General features: G+C 71.8%; 15 protein-coding genes. 7 read left to right on the top strand and 8 right to left on the bottom strand.

Going from position 1 to position 16787, the window contains the following annotated elements; translation table 11 throughout:
- Positions 1–18: 18 nt before the first annotated feature.
- A complete protein-coding gene (acnA, locus tag K4G64_RS07090) occupies positions 19–2736 on the bottom strand; it encodes an aconitate hydratase AcnA (RefSeq protein WP_308122264.1) in 2718 nt (905 codons plus the stop codon).
- Positions 2737–3012: 276 nt separating this feature from the next.
- Between acnA and K4G64_RS07085 the strand changes: the two genes are divergently transcribed.
- Both K4G64_RS07085 and K4G64_RS07080 read left to right on the top strand, forming a co-directional pair.
- Positions 3013–3213 carry a DUF4236 domain-containing protein gene (locus tag K4G64_RS07085; protein WP_221755168.1) on the top strand — a complete coding sequence of 67 codons (201 nt, stop codon included), beginning with the start codon at positions 3013–3015 and terminating at the stop codon, positions 3211–3213.
- Positions 3214–3297: 84 nt separating this feature from the next.
- The gene (locus K4G64_RS07080; protein WP_221755167.1) at positions 3298–4827 is read left to right on the top strand and encodes a UDP-N-acetylglucosamine 1-carboxyvinyltransferase; all 1530 of its coding nucleotides are present in this window, start codon (positions 3298–3300) and stop codon (positions 4825–4827) included.
- Between the two features lie 236 nt (positions 4828–5063).
- Here the strand turns inward: K4G64_RS07080 and K4G64_RS07075 are convergent, their stop codons facing one another.
- The 3 genes from K4G64_RS07075 to K4G64_RS07065 all read right to left on the bottom strand — a co-directional run bounded on the left by K4G64_RS07075 (position 5064) and on the right by K4G64_RS07065 (position 7583).
- A complete protein-coding gene (locus K4G64_RS07075) occupies positions 5064–5780 on the bottom strand; it encodes a TIGR03943 family protein (RefSeq protein ID WP_221755166.1) in 717 nt (238 codons plus the stop codon).
- On the bottom strand, positions 5777–6790 hold the full coding sequence (locus K4G64_RS07070) for a permease (protein ID WP_221755165.1): 1014 nt from the start codon (positions 6788–6790) through the stop codon (positions 5777–5779). The genes K4G64_RS07075 and K4G64_RS07070 overlap by 4 nt, the downstream gene beginning before the upstream one ends.
- Positions 6791–6950: 160 nt before the next feature.
- Positions 6951–7583, bottom strand: a complete 633-nt coding sequence (locus tag K4G64_RS07065; protein ID WP_221755164.1) for a hypothetical protein — start codon at positions 7581–7583, stop codon at positions 6951–6953.
- A 374-nt stretch (positions 7584–7957) separates the two neighbouring features.
- On the opposite strand from K4G64_RS07065, the gene K4G64_RS07060 reads away from it, so the two are divergent.
- The 5 genes from K4G64_RS07060 (at position 7958) to K4G64_RS07040 (ending at position 13253) form a co-directional block, all read left to right on the top strand.
- A complete protein-coding gene (locus K4G64_RS07060; RefSeq protein WP_221755163.1) occupies positions 7958–9424 on the top strand; it encodes an alanine racemase in 1467 nt (488 codons plus the stop codon).
- Positions 9421–10740: a pyridoxal-phosphate dependent enzyme gene (locus K4G64_RS07055; RefSeq protein WP_221755162.1), complete on the top strand. Its 1320-nt coding sequence runs from the start codon at positions 9421–9423 to the stop codon at positions 10738–10740. Before K4G64_RS07060 ends, K4G64_RS07055 begins: the two co-directional genes overlap by 4 nt.
- Positions 10741–10745: 5 nt before the next feature.
- On the top strand, positions 10746–11942 hold the full coding sequence (locus K4G64_RS07050) for an aminotransferase class V-fold PLP-dependent enzyme (RefSeq protein ID WP_221755161.1): 1197 nt from the start codon (positions 10746–10748) through the stop codon (positions 11940–11942).
- A gap of 101 nt (positions 11943–12043) precedes the next feature.
- Positions 12044–12808, top strand: a complete 765-nt coding sequence (locus K4G64_RS07045; RefSeq protein WP_221755160.1) for a trans-aconitate 2-methyltransferase — start codon at positions 12044–12046, stop codon at positions 12806–12808.
- 145 nt (positions 12809–12953) lie between these two features.
- Positions 12954–13253: a hypothetical protein gene (locus K4G64_RS07040; RefSeq protein ID WP_221755159.1), complete on the top strand. Its 300-nt coding sequence runs from the start codon at positions 12954–12956 to the stop codon at positions 13251–13253.
- Positions 13254–13285: 32 nt separating this feature from the next.
- Here the strand turns inward: K4G64_RS07040 and K4G64_RS07035 are convergent, their stop codons facing one another.
- The 4 genes from K4G64_RS07035 to K4G64_RS07020 all read right to left on the bottom strand — a co-directional run bounded on the left by K4G64_RS07035 (position 13286) and on the right by K4G64_RS07020 (position 16775).
- Positions 13286–13939 carry an ABC transporter ATP-binding protein gene (locus tag K4G64_RS07035; protein ID WP_221755158.1) on the bottom strand — a complete coding sequence of 218 codons (654 nt, stop codon included), beginning with the start codon at positions 13937–13939 and terminating at the stop codon, positions 13286–13288.
- On the bottom strand, positions 13932–14855 hold the full coding sequence (locus K4G64_RS07030; protein WP_221755184.1) for an ABC transporter ATP-binding protein: 924 nt from the start codon (positions 14853–14855) through the stop codon (positions 13932–13934). The genes K4G64_RS07035 and K4G64_RS07030 overlap by 8 nt, the downstream gene beginning before the upstream one ends.
- A gap of 62 nt (positions 14856–14917) precedes the next feature.
- The gene (locus tag K4G64_RS07025) at positions 14918–15817 is read right to left on the bottom strand and encodes an ABC transporter permease (protein WP_221755157.1); all 900 of its coding nucleotides are present in this window, start codon (positions 15815–15817) and stop codon (positions 14918–14920) included.
- Entirely contained in the window at positions 15807–16775 is a 969-nt protein-coding gene (locus tag K4G64_RS07020; protein ID WP_221755156.1) for an ABC transporter permease, read from the bottom strand. The genes K4G64_RS07025 and K4G64_RS07020 overlap by 11 nt, the downstream gene beginning before the upstream one ends.
- Between the last annotated feature and the right edge of the window lie 12 nt (positions 16776–16787).

Raw genomic sequence — 16787 nt, 5'->3', positions numbered from 1 at the left:
ACCGCCCTGCCGGTCCGCTTACTTGCGGATCAGGCTGCGCAGCACGTACTGCATGATGCCGCCGTTGCGGTAGTAGTCCGCTTCGCCGGGGGTGTCGATGCGGACGACCGCGTCGAACTCGACGCCGGTGTCGGTGGTGACCTTCACCGTGCGGGGGGTGGTGCCGTTGTTGAGCTCCTCGACGCCGGTGAAGTCGAAGGTCTCCTCACCGGTGAGGCCGAGGGACGCGGCCGACTGGCCCTCCGGGAACTGGAGCGGGAGCACGCCCATGCCGATGAGGTTCGAGCGGTGGATGCGCTCGTAGGACTCGGCGATGACGGCCTTGACGCCGAGGAGCGCGGTGCCCTTGGCGGCCCAGTCGCGGGACGAGCCCGAGCCGTACTCCTTGCCGGCCAGGACGACCAGCGGGATGCCGGCGGCCTGGTAGTTCTGCGAGGCGTCGTAGATGAACGACACCGGCGCGTCGGCCTGGGTGAAGTCGCGGGTGTAGCCGCCCTCGGTGCCCGGCGCGATCTGGTTGCGCAGGCGGATGTTGGCGAACGTGCCGCGGATCATGACCTCGTGGTTGCCTCGGCGCGAGCCGTAGGAGTTGAAGTCACGACGCTCCACACCGTGCTCGGTGAGGTACTTGCCGGCCGGGGTGTCGGCCTTGATGGCACCGGCCGGGGAGATGTGGTCGGTGGTGACCGAGTCGCCCAGCTTGGCCAGCACACGGGCGCCGGAGATGTTCTCGACCGGGGCCGGCTCGTGGGCCATGCCCTCGAAGTACGGGGGCTTGCGGACGTAGGTGGACTCGGCGTCCCACTCGAAGGTGTTGCCGGTCGGGATCGGCAGCGCCTGCCACTGGGCGTCGCCCGCGAAGACGTCCGCGTAGGACTTGGAGAACATGTCCTCGCCGATGGCGTTGGCGACGACGTCGTTCACCTCGGCCTCGGAGGGCCAGATGTCCTTCAGGAAGACCGGGTTGCCGTCCTGGTCGGCGCCCAGGGCGTCCCGGGTGATGTCGACCCTCATGGAGCCGGCGAGCGCGTAGGCCACGACCAGCGGCGGGGACGCCAGGTAGTTCATCTTGACGTCGGGGTTGATACGGCCCTCGAAGTTCCGGTTGCCGGAGAGGACCGAGGTGACCGCGAGGTCGTGGTCGTTGACGGCCTTGGAGACCTCCTCCGGCAGCGGGCCGGAGTTGCCGATGCAGGTGGTGCAGCCGTAGCCGACGAGGTTGAAGCCGACCTTGTCGAGGTAGGGGGTCAGGCCCGCCTTCTCGAAGTAGTCGGTGACGACCTTGGAGCCCGGGGCGAGGGTGGTCTTGACCCACGGCTTGCGGGTCAGGCCCTTCTCCACCGCCTTCTTGGCCACCAGGGCGGCGGCGACCATGACGTACGGGTTGGAGGTGTTGGTGCAGGAGGTGATGGCCGCGACCGTCACCGCACCGTGGTCGATCTCGTACGACGTGCCGTCGGGGGCGGTCACGGTGACCGGGTTGGACGGGGCGCCGTTCGGGGCGACGGCCGGGGCGTCGGAGGCCGGGAAGGACTCCTGGCCGGCCTCGTCCACGGTGTCGACGTAGTTGAGGACGTCCTGCTTGAACTGCTCGGCGGCGTTCGCGAGGACGATGCGGTCCTGCGGGCGCTTCGGGCCGGCGATGGACGGGACGACCGTCGCCAGGTCGAGCTCGAGCTTCTCGGAGAAGTCGGGCTCGGCGGCCGGGTCGAGCCAGAGGCCCTGCTCCTTGGCGTACGCCTCGACCAGGGCGAGCTGCTGCTCGCTGCGGCCGGTGAGACGCATGTAGTTGATGGTCTCGTCGTCGATCGGGAAGATCGCGGCGGTGGAGCCGAACTCCGGCGACATGTTGCCGATGGTGGCGCGGTTGGCCAGCGAGGTGGCGGCGACGCCCTCGCCGTAGAACTCGACGAACTTGCCGACGACGCCGTGCTTGCGCAGCATCTCGGTGATCGTGAGGACGAGGTCGGTGGCGGTGGTGCCGGCCTGCAGCTCACCGGTCAGCTTGAAGCCGACGACGCGCGGGATGAGCATGGAGACCGGCTGGCCGAGCATGGCGGCCTCGGCCTCGATGCCGCCGACGCCCCAGCCGAGCACGCCGAGGCCGTTGACCATGGTGGTGTGCGAGTCGGTGCCGACCAGGGTGTCCGGGTAGGCCTTGCCGTCGCGGACCATCACGACACGGGCCAGGTGCTCGATGTTCACCTGGTGGACGATGCCGGTGCCGGGCGGGACGACCTTGAACTCGTCGAACGCGGTCTGGCCCCAGCGCAGGAACTGGTAGCGCTCCTTGTTGCGGCCGTACTCCAGGTCGACGTTCTGCTTGAAGGCGTCGTTCGTGCCGAACTTGTCGGCGATGACGGAGTGGTCGATGACCAGCTCGGCCGGCGCCAGCGGGTTGATCTTCGCCGGGTCGCCGCCCAGCTCCTTGACGGCCTCACGCATGGTCGCGAGGTCCACGACACAGGGAACGCCGGTGAAGTCCTGCATGATCACGCGGGCCGGCGTGAACTGGATCTCCTGGCTGGGCTGGGCCTGCGAGTCCCATCCACCGAGGGCACGGATGTGGTCGGCGGTGATGTTCGCGCCGTCCTCCGTGCGGAGCAGGTTCTCCAGCAGGACCTTGAGGCTGTAGGGCAGGCGAGCCGAGCCCTCCACCTTGTCCAGCCGGAAGATCTCGTACGACTCGTCGCCCACCTGCAGCGTGCTGCGGGCGTCGAAGCTGTTCGCCGACACGACAGTCTCCTTCATTGATGTGCGCGTACCACCACGATCCTGCCGCCACGGCATCTTGGCCGATCCGCTAAGGTAAGGCTAAGTTAGGTAACCCTTACCGGGGTGGCGGCTGGAGTGCTCTCTCGGCAGATATCTCGATGTCGAGATAACTCTAGTACACGAGCGCCGGATGGTCATGCCCCGGCGCCCCCCATGCGGTCATGTGCGCCCCTTTCCCGGGTATCCGAACCGGGTACCCACGCACGACATCCACGCAAGACGGAGGGGAGACAGGGCATGCCGCTCACGTTCCGCAAGAGTTTCCGGATCCTTCCGGGGGTGCGCCTGAACATCAACAAGCGCTCCTGGTCCATCACCACCGGCGGCGGAAAGAACGGCCCGCGCTACACCCGCAGCAGCACGGGACGTCGTACGACATCGATGGATCTGCCCGGACCTTTCGGATGGCGGCGCACCACGAAGGCGAGTCGACGCTGAGACTGCCGGGCGAGCTTGACGTCCCGTCACCCGTTCGGACCCCCCGGTCGGGTGACATCTCATATCTGAGATAGCCTCAAGCGCATGGCAGACGACTACCTCGTACGCATCGGCAAGCTCATCCGTGACGCTCGGCAGCACCGGGGCTGGACTCAGTCGCAGCTGGCGGAGGCGCTCGGCACCAGCCAGAGCGCCGTCAACCGGATCGAGCGCGGCAACCAGAACATCAGCCTTGAGATGATCGCGCGCATCGGGGAGGCCCTCGACAGCGAGATCGTGTCCCTCGGCTACGCCGGTCCGATGCATCTGCGCGTGGTCGGCGGGCGCCAGCTGTCCGGTGCCATCGACGTGAAGACGAGCAAGAACGCGTGCGTGGCGCTGCTGTGCGCCTCACTGCTCAACGAGGGGCGCACGGTGCTGCGCCGCGTCGCCCGCATCGAGGAGGTGTACCGCCTCCTCGAGGTGCTGGGCTCCATCGGCGTGCGCAGCCGGTGGATCAACGACGGTGTCGACCTGGAGATCGTGCCGTCGGCCGAGCTGGACCTGGCGGCGATCGACGCGGACGCGGCCCGCCGCACCCGCTCGATCATCATGTTCCTCGGCCCGCTGCTGCACCGCATGGACTCGTTCAAGCTGCCGTACGCCGGCGGCTGCGACCTCGGCACGCGCACCATCGAGCCGCACATGATCGCGCTGCGCCGGTTCGGCCTGGACATCGCCGCCACCGAGGGCCAGTACCACGCCCAGGTGGACCGCGCGGTCAGCCCCGACCGCCCGATCGTCCTGACCGAGCGCGGCGACACGGTGACCGAGAACGCGCTGCTCGCGGCCGCCCGGCACGACGGCATCACCGTCATCCGCAACGCCTCGTCCAACTACATGGTCCAGGACCTCTGCTTCTTCCTGGAGGCGCTCGGCGTCAAGGTCGACGGCATCGGCACGACCACGCTCACCGTGCACGGCGTCCCGACCATCGACGTCGACGTGGACTACTCCCCCTCCGAGGACCCGGTCGAGGCGATGAGCCTGCTCGCGGCGGCCGTGGTCACCGAGTCGGAACTGACGGTGCGCCGGGTGCCGATCGAGTTCCTGGAGATCGAGCTCGCGGTCCTGGAGGAGATGGGCCTGGACCACGACCGCACGCCCGAGTACTTCGCCGACAACGGCCGCACCCGGCTGGTGGACCTCACCGTCCGGCCCTCCAAGCTGGAGGCGCCGATCGACAAGATCCACCCCATGCCGTTCCCCGGCCTGAACATCGACAACGTCCCGTTCTTCGCGGCCATCGCGGCGGTCGCGCAGGGCAAGACCCTCATCCACGACTGGGTCTACGACAACCGCGCCATCTACCTGACCGACCTGAACCGCCTCGGCGGCCGCCTCCAGCTCCTGGACCCCCACCGCGTCCTGGTCGAGGGCCCGACCCGCTGGCGCGCCGCCGAGATGATGTGCCCGCCGGCGCTGCGCCCCGCGGTGGTCGTCCTGCTGGCGATGATGGCGGCCGAGGGCACGTCGGTGCTGCGCAACGTGTACGTCATCAACCGGGGTTACGAGGAGCTGGCGGAGCGGCTGAACTCGGTGGGGGCGCAGATCGAGACTTTCCGGGACATCTGAGAACTCTCAGGAAACTGACGCGAAACCACTCCTGACCTATACGAACGCGGGGCTGGAGGGGGCCTTCGGGTATCCCTCCCCGCCGCACCGACCGTGTGGATCGCCGAAGGACTGCGGATCTATCCGGCCGAGGACGCGGTCGAGCTGCCGTGGATCTCGTCGACCGGACAGTCCATCGGCGTGTCTTGTTCACGGAGGCTGAGAGCCCCGCCGCTCCTGCTGACCGCCGGCCGGGGTCAGCCGAGCGGGAGCGCGTCCATGTAGCTGTTCGAGGGGCGCTGCACCTTCTTCACCTCGCTGACGTCGAGGGCGACCTCGGCGGAGTTCGTGCCCAAGGTGCCGCCGGGGTGCCAGGTGCCCGTCACCGTCACCCAGGTGTCCGCCTTCGGCGCCACTGCTCCGTGCACCCGCACCTTCACCGACTGGGCGTCCGCCGCGCAGCAGTTGAGCATCAGGCGGGTCAGGTACCAGCTGTCTCCTTCGTCGGCGGGCGTCACGAAGCCCGTCATCCGCACGGTGCGCTCCTTGATGGCCATGGTGCGGTCCTGCCGCACGCGCCGGGTGAAGTCGCCCAGGGTGATCGGGACGGGTGAGGCCGCGGGCAGCGGTTCGAAGTCCTCGTCCCCCGCCTCCCTCGGTTCGGCGACCCGGGGCGCCTCGCGGGCCGCGGTGTAGGAGCCGAGAGCGGGTGGGGCGTAACAGAGGAGGCTCAGGGCGGGGAGGAAGAGGAGCCACGCGACGTGGGGAGGGGGGTGCCCTTCGTCGCGGCGCGCCGTGCGGTACGCGCTCCATGCCTCCGCCAGCCCCAGTGCCAGCAGCACGGCCCCCGAGACGATGAGCAGCGGACGCATGCCCGGCTTCACGTACCGCAGGAACACGTCGGTGAAGAGCGACGCTTGCAGCAGGCCGAGACCGCTGAGGACGAGCAGGACCACCTGTACGGGCCGCTTCACAGCAGCACTCCTCCGATCAGCACACTGCACGTGATCGCCACCACCGTCGTGGCGGCGGAGAAGCGGACGGCGAAGGCCCGCCCGAACGTGCCCGTCTGCAGGGCGATGAGCTTCACGTCGACCATCGGTCCGACCACCATGAACGTCAGTTGTGCCACCGGCGAGAACCCGGACAGGGAGGCCGCCACGAACGCGTCCGCCTCCGAGCAGACCGCGAGCAGGATGGCCAGCGCGGCGAGGAAGAGCACCGACCACCAGGCCGAGTCGGCGAACGCACCGAGGACCGAGGGTGGCACGGCGACGTTGAAGGTGGCCGCGGCCAGCGCCCCCACCACCAGGAAGCCGCCGGCGTGGAGGAAGTCGTGCTGGAAGCCGCTGCGGAACTCGGTCCAGCGGCTGTGGCCCGGCTGGTGTCCGGTGTGCCGGCCCGCCGGCCGCAGCCACTCCTCCTTGCCGAGCCAGAGCCACAGCCAGCCCATCGCGGCGGCCGCCAGTAGCGAGGCGAGCAGCCGCGCCGCCACCATCTCGGGGCGGCCGGGGAAGGCGATGGCCGTGGCGGTCAGGACGATCGGGTTGACGGCCGGGGCGGACAGCAGGAAGGCGAACGCGGCGGCGGGCGCGACGCCGCGCCCGATCAGGCTGCTCGCGACCGGCACGGACGCGCACTCACAGCCGGGGAGCACCACCCCCGCGGCACCGGCGACCGGCACCGCCAACGCGGGGCGCTTCGGCAGCAGCCGGGTGAACACGGATGCCGGGACGAACGCGTTGATCGCCCCGGACAGCGCGGTGCCCAGCAGCAGGAACGGCACCGCCTGCACCGTCACGGAGAGCGCGACCGTACGCCATGCCTGTACCGCGGGCGCCTCCCCCCAACGCCCGACGAGGTAGAGCACCAGGCCGGGCAGTACGGCGGCGCCCAGCAGGAGCGGCCAGTGCCGCGACCAGGCGTGGGCACCCGGCTCAGCGGCCACGGGCGCTTCCGGGGAGCGTTCCTGTGTGTCCTGCATCACGCTCCGACCCGCACGGTTTCTTCATAAGGCCGGATCAACATACCGGGTGGGTCGTCCGCCTTCTGATGCGGCTGACGGAGACCGGCACCGGTCCGCCGCCGTGGACCAGCAGGCCGCGGGTACGACGCCCCCACCGGGCCGCCCGGGGGCTGAGCGGTCAGTACAGCTTGTTCACCGCCGTGACGGTCGTGGCCTTGAAGTCGGCCACCCGGGCGTGCTGGAAGGTGCCCATCTGGCCCCACCGGACGATGGTGACGGTCGCTCCGTCGCGGCCGACCGAGAAGAGGCCGATGTCGGAGGAGCCCCAGGCGGAGGCAGTGTGGATGCCGTAGACGTCGGCGCCCTCCTCGACGTTGAGCCGGCCGTAGTACTTCTGTGTCGCGGTGATGTCGGGGTCCTGCCGCATCAGCTTCTTCGCGCAGCCGGCCAGGTCCTTGCGCAGCAGCGCCGCGAAGTCCTTCGCCCACTGTTCGCTGCGCCCCTCGACCGTGAGCTGCTGGGCGTTGGTGTCGAACTCCGTCCAGTACTCCCGGTGCGAGGTGATGGACGGCAGCGCGTCGCCCACGCACATCGGCAGCGGGTCGGGCTGACCGGCCGTGACCGCTCCGGCGTACCAGGGCGAGGACGGGTGCGGCGGCAGCTCGGCCGGCTCCAGGAATCGGGGCGTGTCGGGGGCCGGTGCGGTGGCGGCGGTGGCCGGGACGGCGGCCGCGGCCACACCGGCGACGGCCGCCAGCGCGGCCACGGTGGTGCGGATGGCTCGGGTGCGGATCTGCATGGTCTCTCCCATTGGTCTTCCTCTGTTCCGTCTCGATCGGTTTCCCCGGTCGAATTTCCCCGGTCGCATGCGCGGGCCTTGCCCTTGCCCCCCGTACGACCCGCCACCACCCGCGACCGTTGCCCTGTACGCCCGCTACGGATCCGTCCCGAATGTCACGGGCGTGCGACCGTGAGCGAACGGCTTCCGGACGAACTGAGCTGCGTGCGCCGGGCGCGCGCCGCACCTCGGGGTCGTGGTCCGCTTCACACCGACGCCCGGACAGGTCCGGGTGCCGTACAGGGCGTAAAGCGACCGAAGAATGGATAGGGGGTATACGGCGAAACGCGGGGAGTGTCCGACGTGCCCGGATGCCGGGCGCAGCGGCTTCAGGAGGGGGAGCGCGCATGGACGGCCGGCCCTTGTACCTCGAACCGCGGCTGGAGCCACGGCTGAGGTCGCTCGTGGCGGCGCACGGCACGCTGCACTCGATCGTCGACGCACTCGGTTCACCCCTGCACATCGTGGTGCCGGACCAGATCGCCGAGAACCTGGAGCGGTTCCGGTCGGTGTACCGGGCGCACCACCTTTCGGGGCAGGTCTTCTACGCCCACAAGGCCAACCGCTCCAGTGCACTGCTGCGGCGGCTCGCGGCGACGGACGCGGGCGTGGACGTCGCGTCGCTGGGCGAGTTGCAGCACGCGCTGGGTGCCGGTTTCGGCGCCGACCGGATCACGGCCACCGGGCCGAAGAACCCCGAGTTCCTGTGGCTGGCGGCGCGTACGGGTGTCACGGTCGGGGTCGACGGTGTCGCCGAGCTGGACGGGCTCGCCGCCCTGGTGCGGGGGCACGGACTCGCCCCGGTACGGGTGCTGCTGCGGCTGTCGGGCTTCGAGGCGTCGGGCGTGAAGGTGCTGAGCCGGCGCAGCCGTTTCGGTACGCCGGTACGGGAGTTGAAGCTGCTGCTGGAGGCGGTCGAGCGGCACGGTAACGCGGTCGATCCGACGGGGGTGGCCTTCCATCTGGACACGACGAGCGTCGCGGAGAAGGCGACGGCCCTCGAAGGGTGCCTGGCGGCTCTGGAGTTGTGCCGGAGCCGGGGTCTGCGGCCCCGGGCCGTGGACGTCGGCGGCGGGTTCGGCATCAGCTACCTCGCCGAGCGGGAGCAGTGGGAGGCGTACACGAGCGGGCTCACCGCGGCCGTTCTCGGCCGGCGTCCGCCCCTGACGTGGGGCGGGCACGGCTACGGGCTGCGCAACGAGTCCGGCACCCTGCGCGGCGCGCTGGGCCTCTACCCCGCCCACCGCTCCACCGCCGGAGCCGCCTACCTGGACGAGCTGCTGGCCCAGCCGGCCGCCTCGCTGGGTGGACGCCCGCTGGCCGCGCTGCTGCTGGAGCACCTGTGCGACCTGCACACCGAGCCCGGCCGGGCCCTGCTGGACCAGTGCGGACTCACCCTGGCGCGGGTCCTGGAGGTCCGCGGCCCGGAACCCGGCGGGGAACTGCTCGTACGGCTGGCCGCGAAGGCGGACGACATCGCCCTGGAGGACCACGGAGTGCTGATGGACCCGGTGGTCGTCCCCAGAAGCGGAGCCGGGCCGGGTGGGGGGGCCGTCGCCGTGCACCTCTTCGGCAGCCTCTGCCTGGAGACCGACCTCATCACCCGGCGCACGGTGTTCCTGCCGCGCCGCCCGGAACCCGGTGACCTGCTCGCCTTCGCCAACACCGCGGGCTACGCCATGGACTTCCACGCCACGCGCGCCCAGCAGCAGCCCGCCGCCCGCAAGGTCGCCGCCTGGCAGGACGGCGACGCGTGGCGCTGGTGCCTCGACGACCAGTTCTGGCCGATCACGCCCTCGGGGGGAGCCCAGTGAGGTACGACAGCATCACCGAGGCGATAGGCAACACCCCACTGGTGCGGATCGACCCGGCCGTGCACGGCCTGCGGAACATCGACCTGTACGCCAAGCTGGAGATGCTCAACCCGTTCGGCTCGGTCAAGGACCGGGCGGCCTGGAGCATGGCGCGGCCCCTGCTGGACGAGGCGGTCGAACACGGCAGCCAGGTCGTGGAGTTGTCCAGCGGCAACACCGCCAAGGCCCTCGCGGTCATCGCGGGCATGCACGGCCTGGGCTTCAAGAGCGTGACCAACCGGATGCGGGTCCCGGAGATCAAGGACCTCCTGCTGCTGCTCGGCGCGGAGATCGAGGAGCTGCCGGGGCAGAGCGAGTGCCTGGACCCGACCGCCACGGACGATCCGCTGACCCTGTTCCACCGGACGCTGTCGGCCTCCGGCAGTGCCTATCTGCACACCGACCAGTACTTCAACCCGCGCAACACCGAGGCCCATCTCACCGGCACCGGGCCGGAGATCGTCAAGGACCTGGACGGACGGGTCCCGGACTGGTTCGTGGCCTGCGTGGGCACCGCCGGATCCTCCACGGGCGTAGCCCGCGCCCTGCGCGAGGAGGACCCGTCCGTGCGGGTGCTCGGGCTGGTCGGGGCCAAGTCCGACTTCATCCCCGGGATCCGCACCATCGACGAGGTGCAGGAGGTCGGCCTGTTCGATCCGGAGACGTACGACGCGATGGAGTCGGTGAGCGCCGACGAGGCGATCGAGGGCATGCTCACCCTGAACCGCCGCTGCGGCATCCTCGGCGGCCCCACCGGAGGGGCCGCCTATTTCGGCGCGGTCCGCCATCTGCGTTCTCTGGACGAGGAGTTGACCGAGCGCCGGACGGCGGTGTTCATCGTCTGCGACCGCGTGGAGAGCTATCTCAGCTACGTCCGGCAGCGGCGCCCCGATCTGCTGGGCCGGCCGATCCGGAAGAACTCGCCGGCCGACCTGTCGGACGCCGAGATCGGCGCGGCGCCGTCGATCGGCGTGGCCGACGCCCGGCGCTGGATCGACACCGACCGGCCGCTCGTGGTCGACCTGCGCAGCCCGTTCGCCTACGCGGCGCTGCACATCGACGGGTCGGTCAACATCGTCGACGAGCTGTTCGCCGAACTCCTGCGGGGCGGGCTGCCGTTCAGCCGACGCCAGCCGGTGCTGCTGGCCTGCCCGGTCGGTGAGCAGTCCGCGCGGTACGCGGCGCTGCTGACCCGGATGGGCCACCCGGACGTGCGCAGCCTGGCCGGCGGCGTCATCGCCTGGCGGGACGCGGGCGCCCCCCTGGTGCGGGACTGACCGGCATGAGCGCACCGATCACCCGCGAGGATCTGCACCCGTGGCAGCAGGCGCTGCGCGAGGAGTTCCCCATCGTCACCGGGCACCCCGAGCTGGCCTACCTGGACAGCGCGGCCACGGCGCAGAAGCCGCGGGCCGTGCTGGACGCGGTGCAGACGTATCTGACCACGTCCAACGCCAACGCCGCACGCGGCACCTACACCTGGGCCAACCGGACGACGGAGCTGGTGGAGCGGACCCGCGAACGCGTCGCCCGGTTCCTCGGAGACCCTCAACCCGAGTGCTCCGCAGTCCACTTCACGAGCGGCACCACCGAGGGGCTGCGGACCGTCGCCCGCGACTGGCTGCCGGGGTTCCTGCGCGACGGCGACGAGATCGTCGTGCCGGACGCCGACCACCAGGCCAACATCACACCGTGGCTGGAGGCCAGGGAGTCGCTCGCGCGCGAGGGCGTGCACGTCCGGGTGGTGTCGATGCCGTACCAGAGCGGCTCCGGGGACTACGACCACCGGGCGCTGGCCGAACGGGCGGGCCCGCGCACGCGGTTCGTCGCCACCACCCATGTGCACCACGTGTACGGCGGCGACATGAACGTGCGGCGTATCCGCGAGGCCGTCGGCCCCGACGCGGTGATCTGTCTGGACGCCGCGCAGAGCGTGGGTCATCTGCCGGTGACGGTGGGCGAGTTGGACGTGGACTTCGTGGTGTTCTCCGGGCACAAGGCACTGGCCCTGCCCGGGTCCGGGGCGGTGTGGGCCCGGCAGGCGCGCGGGCCCGCCTTCGTACCCGGCGGCTGGAGCGGCACCCCGAACACCGTGGGCATCGCCTCGCTCGAAGCGGCCCTGGACTGGCTGGACGCGGCCGGTGTCGACCGGATCGAGCGCTGGACGGCCGATCTGGCGACCCGGCTCACCGAGGGGCTGCGCCGGCTGGACGCCTACGAGATCCTCGGCTGCCCGCTCAGCCTGGCCGCCGGCACGGACGTCCAGCGCCGCCAGGGCATCGTGACCCTGCGGCACCGTTCCATCGACTCGGGCGACCTCGGGTTCATCCTGTTCAGCCACGGTTTCATGGTCCGTTCCGACCATCACTGCCAGGGCGACGCGGGCGAGAAGACCGGTTCGGTGCGGGTGAGTCTGCATGTGTACAACACGGGCGAGGAGATCGACCGGCTGCTGTCCGTTCTCGCCTCGCTCGCCTGACTCCCCCCTTCCGCACGGCCGTCATGCGTAATGAGAACCGTTTCCACCTGTAGGCTCGGGCCGCAGGAGTCAGGTGCGAGACGGCGAGGTGGCACGACCGGATGGGGCTGAGTCTGGCGACGGCGGAGCGATGGGTGGAGCGCTGGGAGCTCCAGCAGCAGCGGTACGCCGTCGACCGCGAGGAGCGGTTCACGGTGATCGCCGACGTCGTCGAGCACGTCACGGCGGGGCGCGCGGCCCCGCCCCTCGTCGTGGACCTGGGCTGCGGGCCCGGCTCCCTCGCTGCCCGGCTCGTCCGGCGGTTGCCGGACGCCGAGATCGTGGCCGTGGACCGGGACCCCGTCCTGCTGGAACTGGGCCGCACCCACCACCCGGACGCGGCCCGCTACGTCGACGCCGAGATCGGCGCGCCCGGCTGGACGTGGGCGCTGGAACTGGACCGGCCCCTGGACGCGGCGGTCTCCACGACGGCCCTGCACTACCTCGACCACGACACCCTGCTCGCCACCTACCGGCAGCTGGCCGAGCTGATGCGCCCCGGGGGCGTCCTCGTCAACGGCGACCACCTCCCCCAGGGCGAGAATGGCCCGGCCGGGATCGCGGCCCACGTCGGGCGGTGCCGGGCCGACCGGCAGCGCGTCTTCGCCCACGAGGACTGGAGCTCCTGGTGGGCCGCCGTCGGCGACGACCCTGAGCTGGCCGACCTTCTCGCGGAGCGCCGACGGCGTGACGCCCTCCTCGGCACCGGCCGCCCCGCCGGACTTCCCCTCTCGGCCCATCTGGAGCTGCTCCGGCGGGCGGGCTTCGGCACGGCCGGACCGGTGTGGCAGTACGGAGACAGCTGTGTGGTCGTGGCGGTGCGCTGACCTGGGCGTGGCCCGGGCGGCCTGCGCCGGATGGCAGGCAAGGGCGGAGATTTCTACCATGCATGCAGATGTCGTCTTATGGTGATGTCGAATGCCGCCCCAGGCGGAAGCGCCCCGAGCGGCACCCCCCATGCGAGGAGCCCCCATGACCACCGCCGAGCACAGCACCCATGAGAACCACGCGCACGCCCACGGCGACGACTGCGGCCACCTCGCCTTCGCCCACGGTGACCACACCGACTACGCCCACGACGGCCACATCCACCGGATGCACGACGGCCACGCCGACGAGTGCGCGGACGGCCACCACACGGTGCACCGGAACCACGACCACGAGCACGGCGACGACTGCGGCCACCTGGCCGTGCGGCACGGCGACCACACGGACTACGTGCACGACGGCCACCGTCACGCCGCCCACGAGGGCCACTGGGACGACCACTGACGCAGCTCGTCGCGGCCGCCGTCCGGGACGTCTCAGGCCAGGGCGTCCCAGTGGACGGTGCGGTCGCACCAGCGCTCCAGCAGGGTGCGGTCGTGGCCGACGGCCAGCAGGGCGGCCCCGGTCGCGGCCCGGTAGCCCTCGACGGCCGCGACCAGGGCCGCCGCGGTGGAGGCGTCGAGCATCGCGGTCATCTCGTCGCACACCAGCAGGCGTGGGCGCAGCACCAGGGCCCGGGCGAGGCAGGCGCGCTGCAGCTGGCCGTCGCTGACCTCGTGCGGCCGCCTGGTGAGCAGGTCGGGGGTGAGGCCGACGACGGGGGCCAACTCGGCGACCCGGTGGGCGGCTTCCCTGCCGCGGCCGGTGGCCCACAGCGGCTCGGCGATCAGGTCGGTGAGCGGCAGCCGGGGGTCCGCGGAGAGCCTGGCCTGCTGGAAGACGACCCCGAAGGCGGTGCGCAGGGCGCGTGGGGCGCGGTGCCGCCAGTGCCGTACGGGCTCGCCGTCGAGGAGCAGGGTGCCGGAGTCGGGACGGTGCAGCAGGGCCGCGACCCGCGCGAGGGTGGACTTGCCGCAGCCGCTCGGGCCCAGCAGACCGACGGACTCGCCCGCGGAGACGGTGAGGGAGACGTCCCGGACCACCGGCGCGTTCCTGGTGTATCCGGCGGTGATGGAGCGCAGTTCAAGCACGGATGTCCTCCGGCACGTGCGGATGGTGGCAGGCGACCGGGCCGGCGGGCGGCGGGGCCGCGCAGGTGTCGGTGGCCCGGCCGCAGCGGGCGGCGAAGGCGCAGCCGGCCGGGAGGTCGCCCAGTTCGGGCGGCATGCCCGGGACGGGGGCGAAGGCGCGGTCGGGCAGGGCCTGGAGCAGGGCGCGGCTGTAGGGGTGGCGGGGGCCGGGGGCGCCGAAGAAGGCGGTGACGTCGGCGAGTTCGACGATCCGTCCCGCGTACATGACCGCGACCCGGTCCGCGATGCGCTCGGCGGCCGACAGGTCGTGGGTGATCATCAGCAGGGCCCGTCCGCCGCCCTGGCCGCCCGGGTCGTCGACGTGCCGCCGCAGTTCGTCGACCGTACGGTCCACGAGGTCGCGGTCGAGTCCGGTGGTCGGTTCGTCGGCGAGCAGCAGCGGCGCGTCGCCGACCAGGGCGAGGGCGGTGGCTGCCCGCTGGGCGAGGCCGCCGGACAGCTGGTGGGGGTGGCGGTCGAGGTGGTCGGCGGGGAACGCGGCCCGTTCGGCGGCGGCCTCGGCGGCGGCACGCAGAGCGGCGCGGCCCCGGGTCGCGGTCAACGCGGCGACCGTCTCCTCCAGTTGTGAGCGGACGGTGCGGACCGGGGTGAGGTGGGCGGCCGGGCTCTGCGGTACGAGGCCGATGAGCCGCCCTCGTACGGTGCGGGCGAGGGTCCGCTCGTCGGCCGTGAGCAGGTCCAGGTCGCCGAGCAGGGCCGAGCCGGCGGTCCGGGCGTTGCCGGGGAGCAGACCGAGCAGGGCGGAGGCCAGCACGGACTTGCCGCAGCCGCTCTCGCCGATCAGGGCCAGGCACTCGCCGGGCGCCACGTCGAAGCGCGCGTCGGTGACGGCGGCGACGCGGCGCCCGCCGGGCATGAGGAACCGCACGGACAGGCCGCGCACGGACAGCACGGGGGTCGTGCATCGCGTACCGGCGCTCACAGCATCAGCTCCGATCGGTGACGTGGGTTGATCCGCTCCCGCCACGCCCCGGCGAGTCCGGCGATGGCGAGGGTGGGGACGATGAGGAAGAGACCGGGAAAGAGGGTGGGCCACCACTGGCCGGCGAGGAGGGAGCCGCGGGCGCCCTGGATCAGGGTGCCGAGGCTCGCCGTGTGGGTGGGCAGCCCGAGGCCGAGGAAGGACAGGGCCGACTCGTGCCACATGGCGTGCGGCACCATCAGCACGGCGGCGAGCGCGGCCTGTGGCAGGACGGCGGGCAGGAGGTGCCGTACGGCCACCCGCCACCGGGACGCCCCGCCGGAGACGGCCGCGTCGATGTACGGCCGGGATCGCAGCGACAGCACCTCGGCGCGCACGATCCGGGCCGTGGACAGCCAGTGGGTCAGCGCGACCGAGATCACCACCGGCCACACCCCGGGGCGGAACAGGGCGACGATGAAGATGCCGAGCAGCAGGTGCGGCACGGACGAGAACGTGTCGACCACCCGCATCAGGGCCCGGTCGGCCCAGCCGCCCAGCGCCCCGGCCGCCGCGCCCACGGCCGTGCCGACCACGGTCGCGGTCAGCGCCGCCGCCACTCCGACGAGCAGCGAGACGCGCAGGCCGTAGACGCAGCGCAGCAGCAGGTCGCGGCCGACGTCGTCGGTGCCGAACGGGTGCGTCCAGGAGGGTGGTTGCAGCTTGGCGGCCAGGTCGACGGCCTGCTGGTCGAGCTGGGCCAGCGGCGGCACGAGCAGCACCGCGAGGACGGTCGCGGCCACCAGCGCGGCGGAGGTGCGCACGCGCAGGGCACGGGTGGAGCGGCGTTTCGGGCCGTGTGCGCGCCACTCGGGCTCGGCCGGGGCGCCGGGGGGCGCCGGTGCGTCACATGTCACTGAGCTTCACCCTCGGGTCGAACAATCCGTAGAGCAGGTCGGCGAGCAGGTTCCCGGCGAGCACGGCGGCGGTGGCCAGGGTCGTCAGGGCGGCGAGCAGCGGGAAGTCGACGGCGGTGGCCGCCTCGACGGTGGCGGCGGCGATGCCCGGCCAGCTGAAGACGCTCTCCACCAGCAGGGCGCCGGTGATGAGTTCGGGGACGCGGGAGCCGATGAGCGTGAGCACCGGCAGCAGCCCGGAGCGCAGGGCGTGGCCGAGCAGGACGGTGCGTTCGCTCAGCCCCCGGGCCCGGGCGCCGCGCACGGGGTCCTCCGCCAGGGCGTCGCCCACGCCCTGGCGGACGTACAGGGTGAACCACGGCAGTTGGGACACGGCGAGGACACCGGCGGGCAGGACGAGATGGCTGGTGACCTGGCCGGGCGTGACCTGTGCGCTGCCGGTGTCGGTCAGGCCGCCCGCCGGCAGGACGCCCCACCGGAGGGCGAACAGCCAGATGGCGAGCAGTGCGATCCAGAAGACCGGGGCCGCCTCCAGGGTGTAGGCGAGGGAGGTGACGGTCCGGTCGACGAGCGAGCCGGGGCGGCGGGCGGCGAGCACGCCGAGCAGGGTGCCCACCAGGACGGCGGCGGCGAAGGCGACGGCGCACAGCAGCGCGGACCACACGAGCCGTTCGCCGATGACCTGGGCGACCGGCTGCCGCATGACGCTGGAGTGGCCGAGGTCGCCGGTGAGCGCGGAGGTCAGCCAGTGCCACCAGCGGGCGGCGAAGGGCCGGTCCACGCCGAGGTTCTCGCGCAGCCGGTCCAGGGTCTGCTGGTCGGCGCCGAGCGCGGCGGTGCCGGCGTAGGCCTTGACGGGGTCGAACGGGGAGGCGGCGGCGATGGCGAACACGCCGAAGGTGACGACGAGCAGGACGGGGACGGCGAACAGGGCCCGCCGTCCCGCCAGTCGTGCCATCGCTCCCCAGGG

This window comes from Streptomyces sp. WAC04114 (genome assembly GCF_019733245.1).
In the GTDB taxonomy this organism is placed as follows: domain Bacteria; phylum Actinomycetota; class Actinomycetes; order Streptomycetales; family Streptomycetaceae; genus Streptomyces; species Streptomyces massasporeus_A.
Note: the sequence above shows the minus strand (reverse complement) of the source record. Positions and strands in the feature narration are given on the sequence as shown.

Bases quoted from the DNA above. Each gene is read 5' to 3' on its own strand.
- K4G64_RS07030 (WP_221755184.1), bottom strand. From the start codon at position 14,855: ATGCCCGGCGGGCGCCGCGTCGCCGCCGTCACCGACGCGCGCTTCGAC.
- K4G64_RS07085 (WP_221755168.1), top strand. From the start codon at position 3,013: ATGCCGCTCACGTTCCGCAAGAGTTTCCGGATCCTTCCGGGGGTGCGC.
- K4G64_RS07060 (WP_221755163.1), top strand. From the start codon at position 7,958: ATGGACGGCCGGCCCTTGTACCTCGAACCGCGGCTGGAGCCACGGCTG.
- K4G64_RS07045 (WP_221755160.1), top strand. From the start codon at position 12,044: ATGGGGCTGAGTCTGGCGACGGCGGAGCGATGGGTGGAGCGCTGGGAG.
- K4G64_RS07080 (WP_221755167.1), top strand. From the start codon at position 3,298: ATGGCAGACGACTACCTCGTACGCATCGGCAAGCTCATCCGTGACGCT.
- K4G64_RS07050 (WP_221755161.1), top strand. From the start codon at position 10,746: ATGAGCGCACCGATCACCCGCGAGGATCTGCACCCGTGGCAGCAGGCG.
- K4G64_RS07040 (WP_221755159.1), top strand. From the start codon at position 12,954: ATGACCACCGCCGAGCACAGCACCCATGAGAACCACGCGCACGCCCAC.
- K4G64_RS07020 (WP_221755156.1), bottom strand. From the start codon at position 16,775: ATGGCACGACTGGCGGGACGGCGGGCCCTGTTCGCCGTCCCCGTCCTG.
- K4G64_RS07065 (WP_221755164.1), bottom strand. From the start codon at position 7,583: ATGGGAGAGACCATGCAGATCCGCACCCGAGCCATCCGCACCACCGTG.
- K4G64_RS07070 (WP_221755165.1), bottom strand. From the start codon at position 6,790: ATGCAGGACACACAGGAACGCTCCCCGGAAGCGCCCGTGGCCGCTGAG.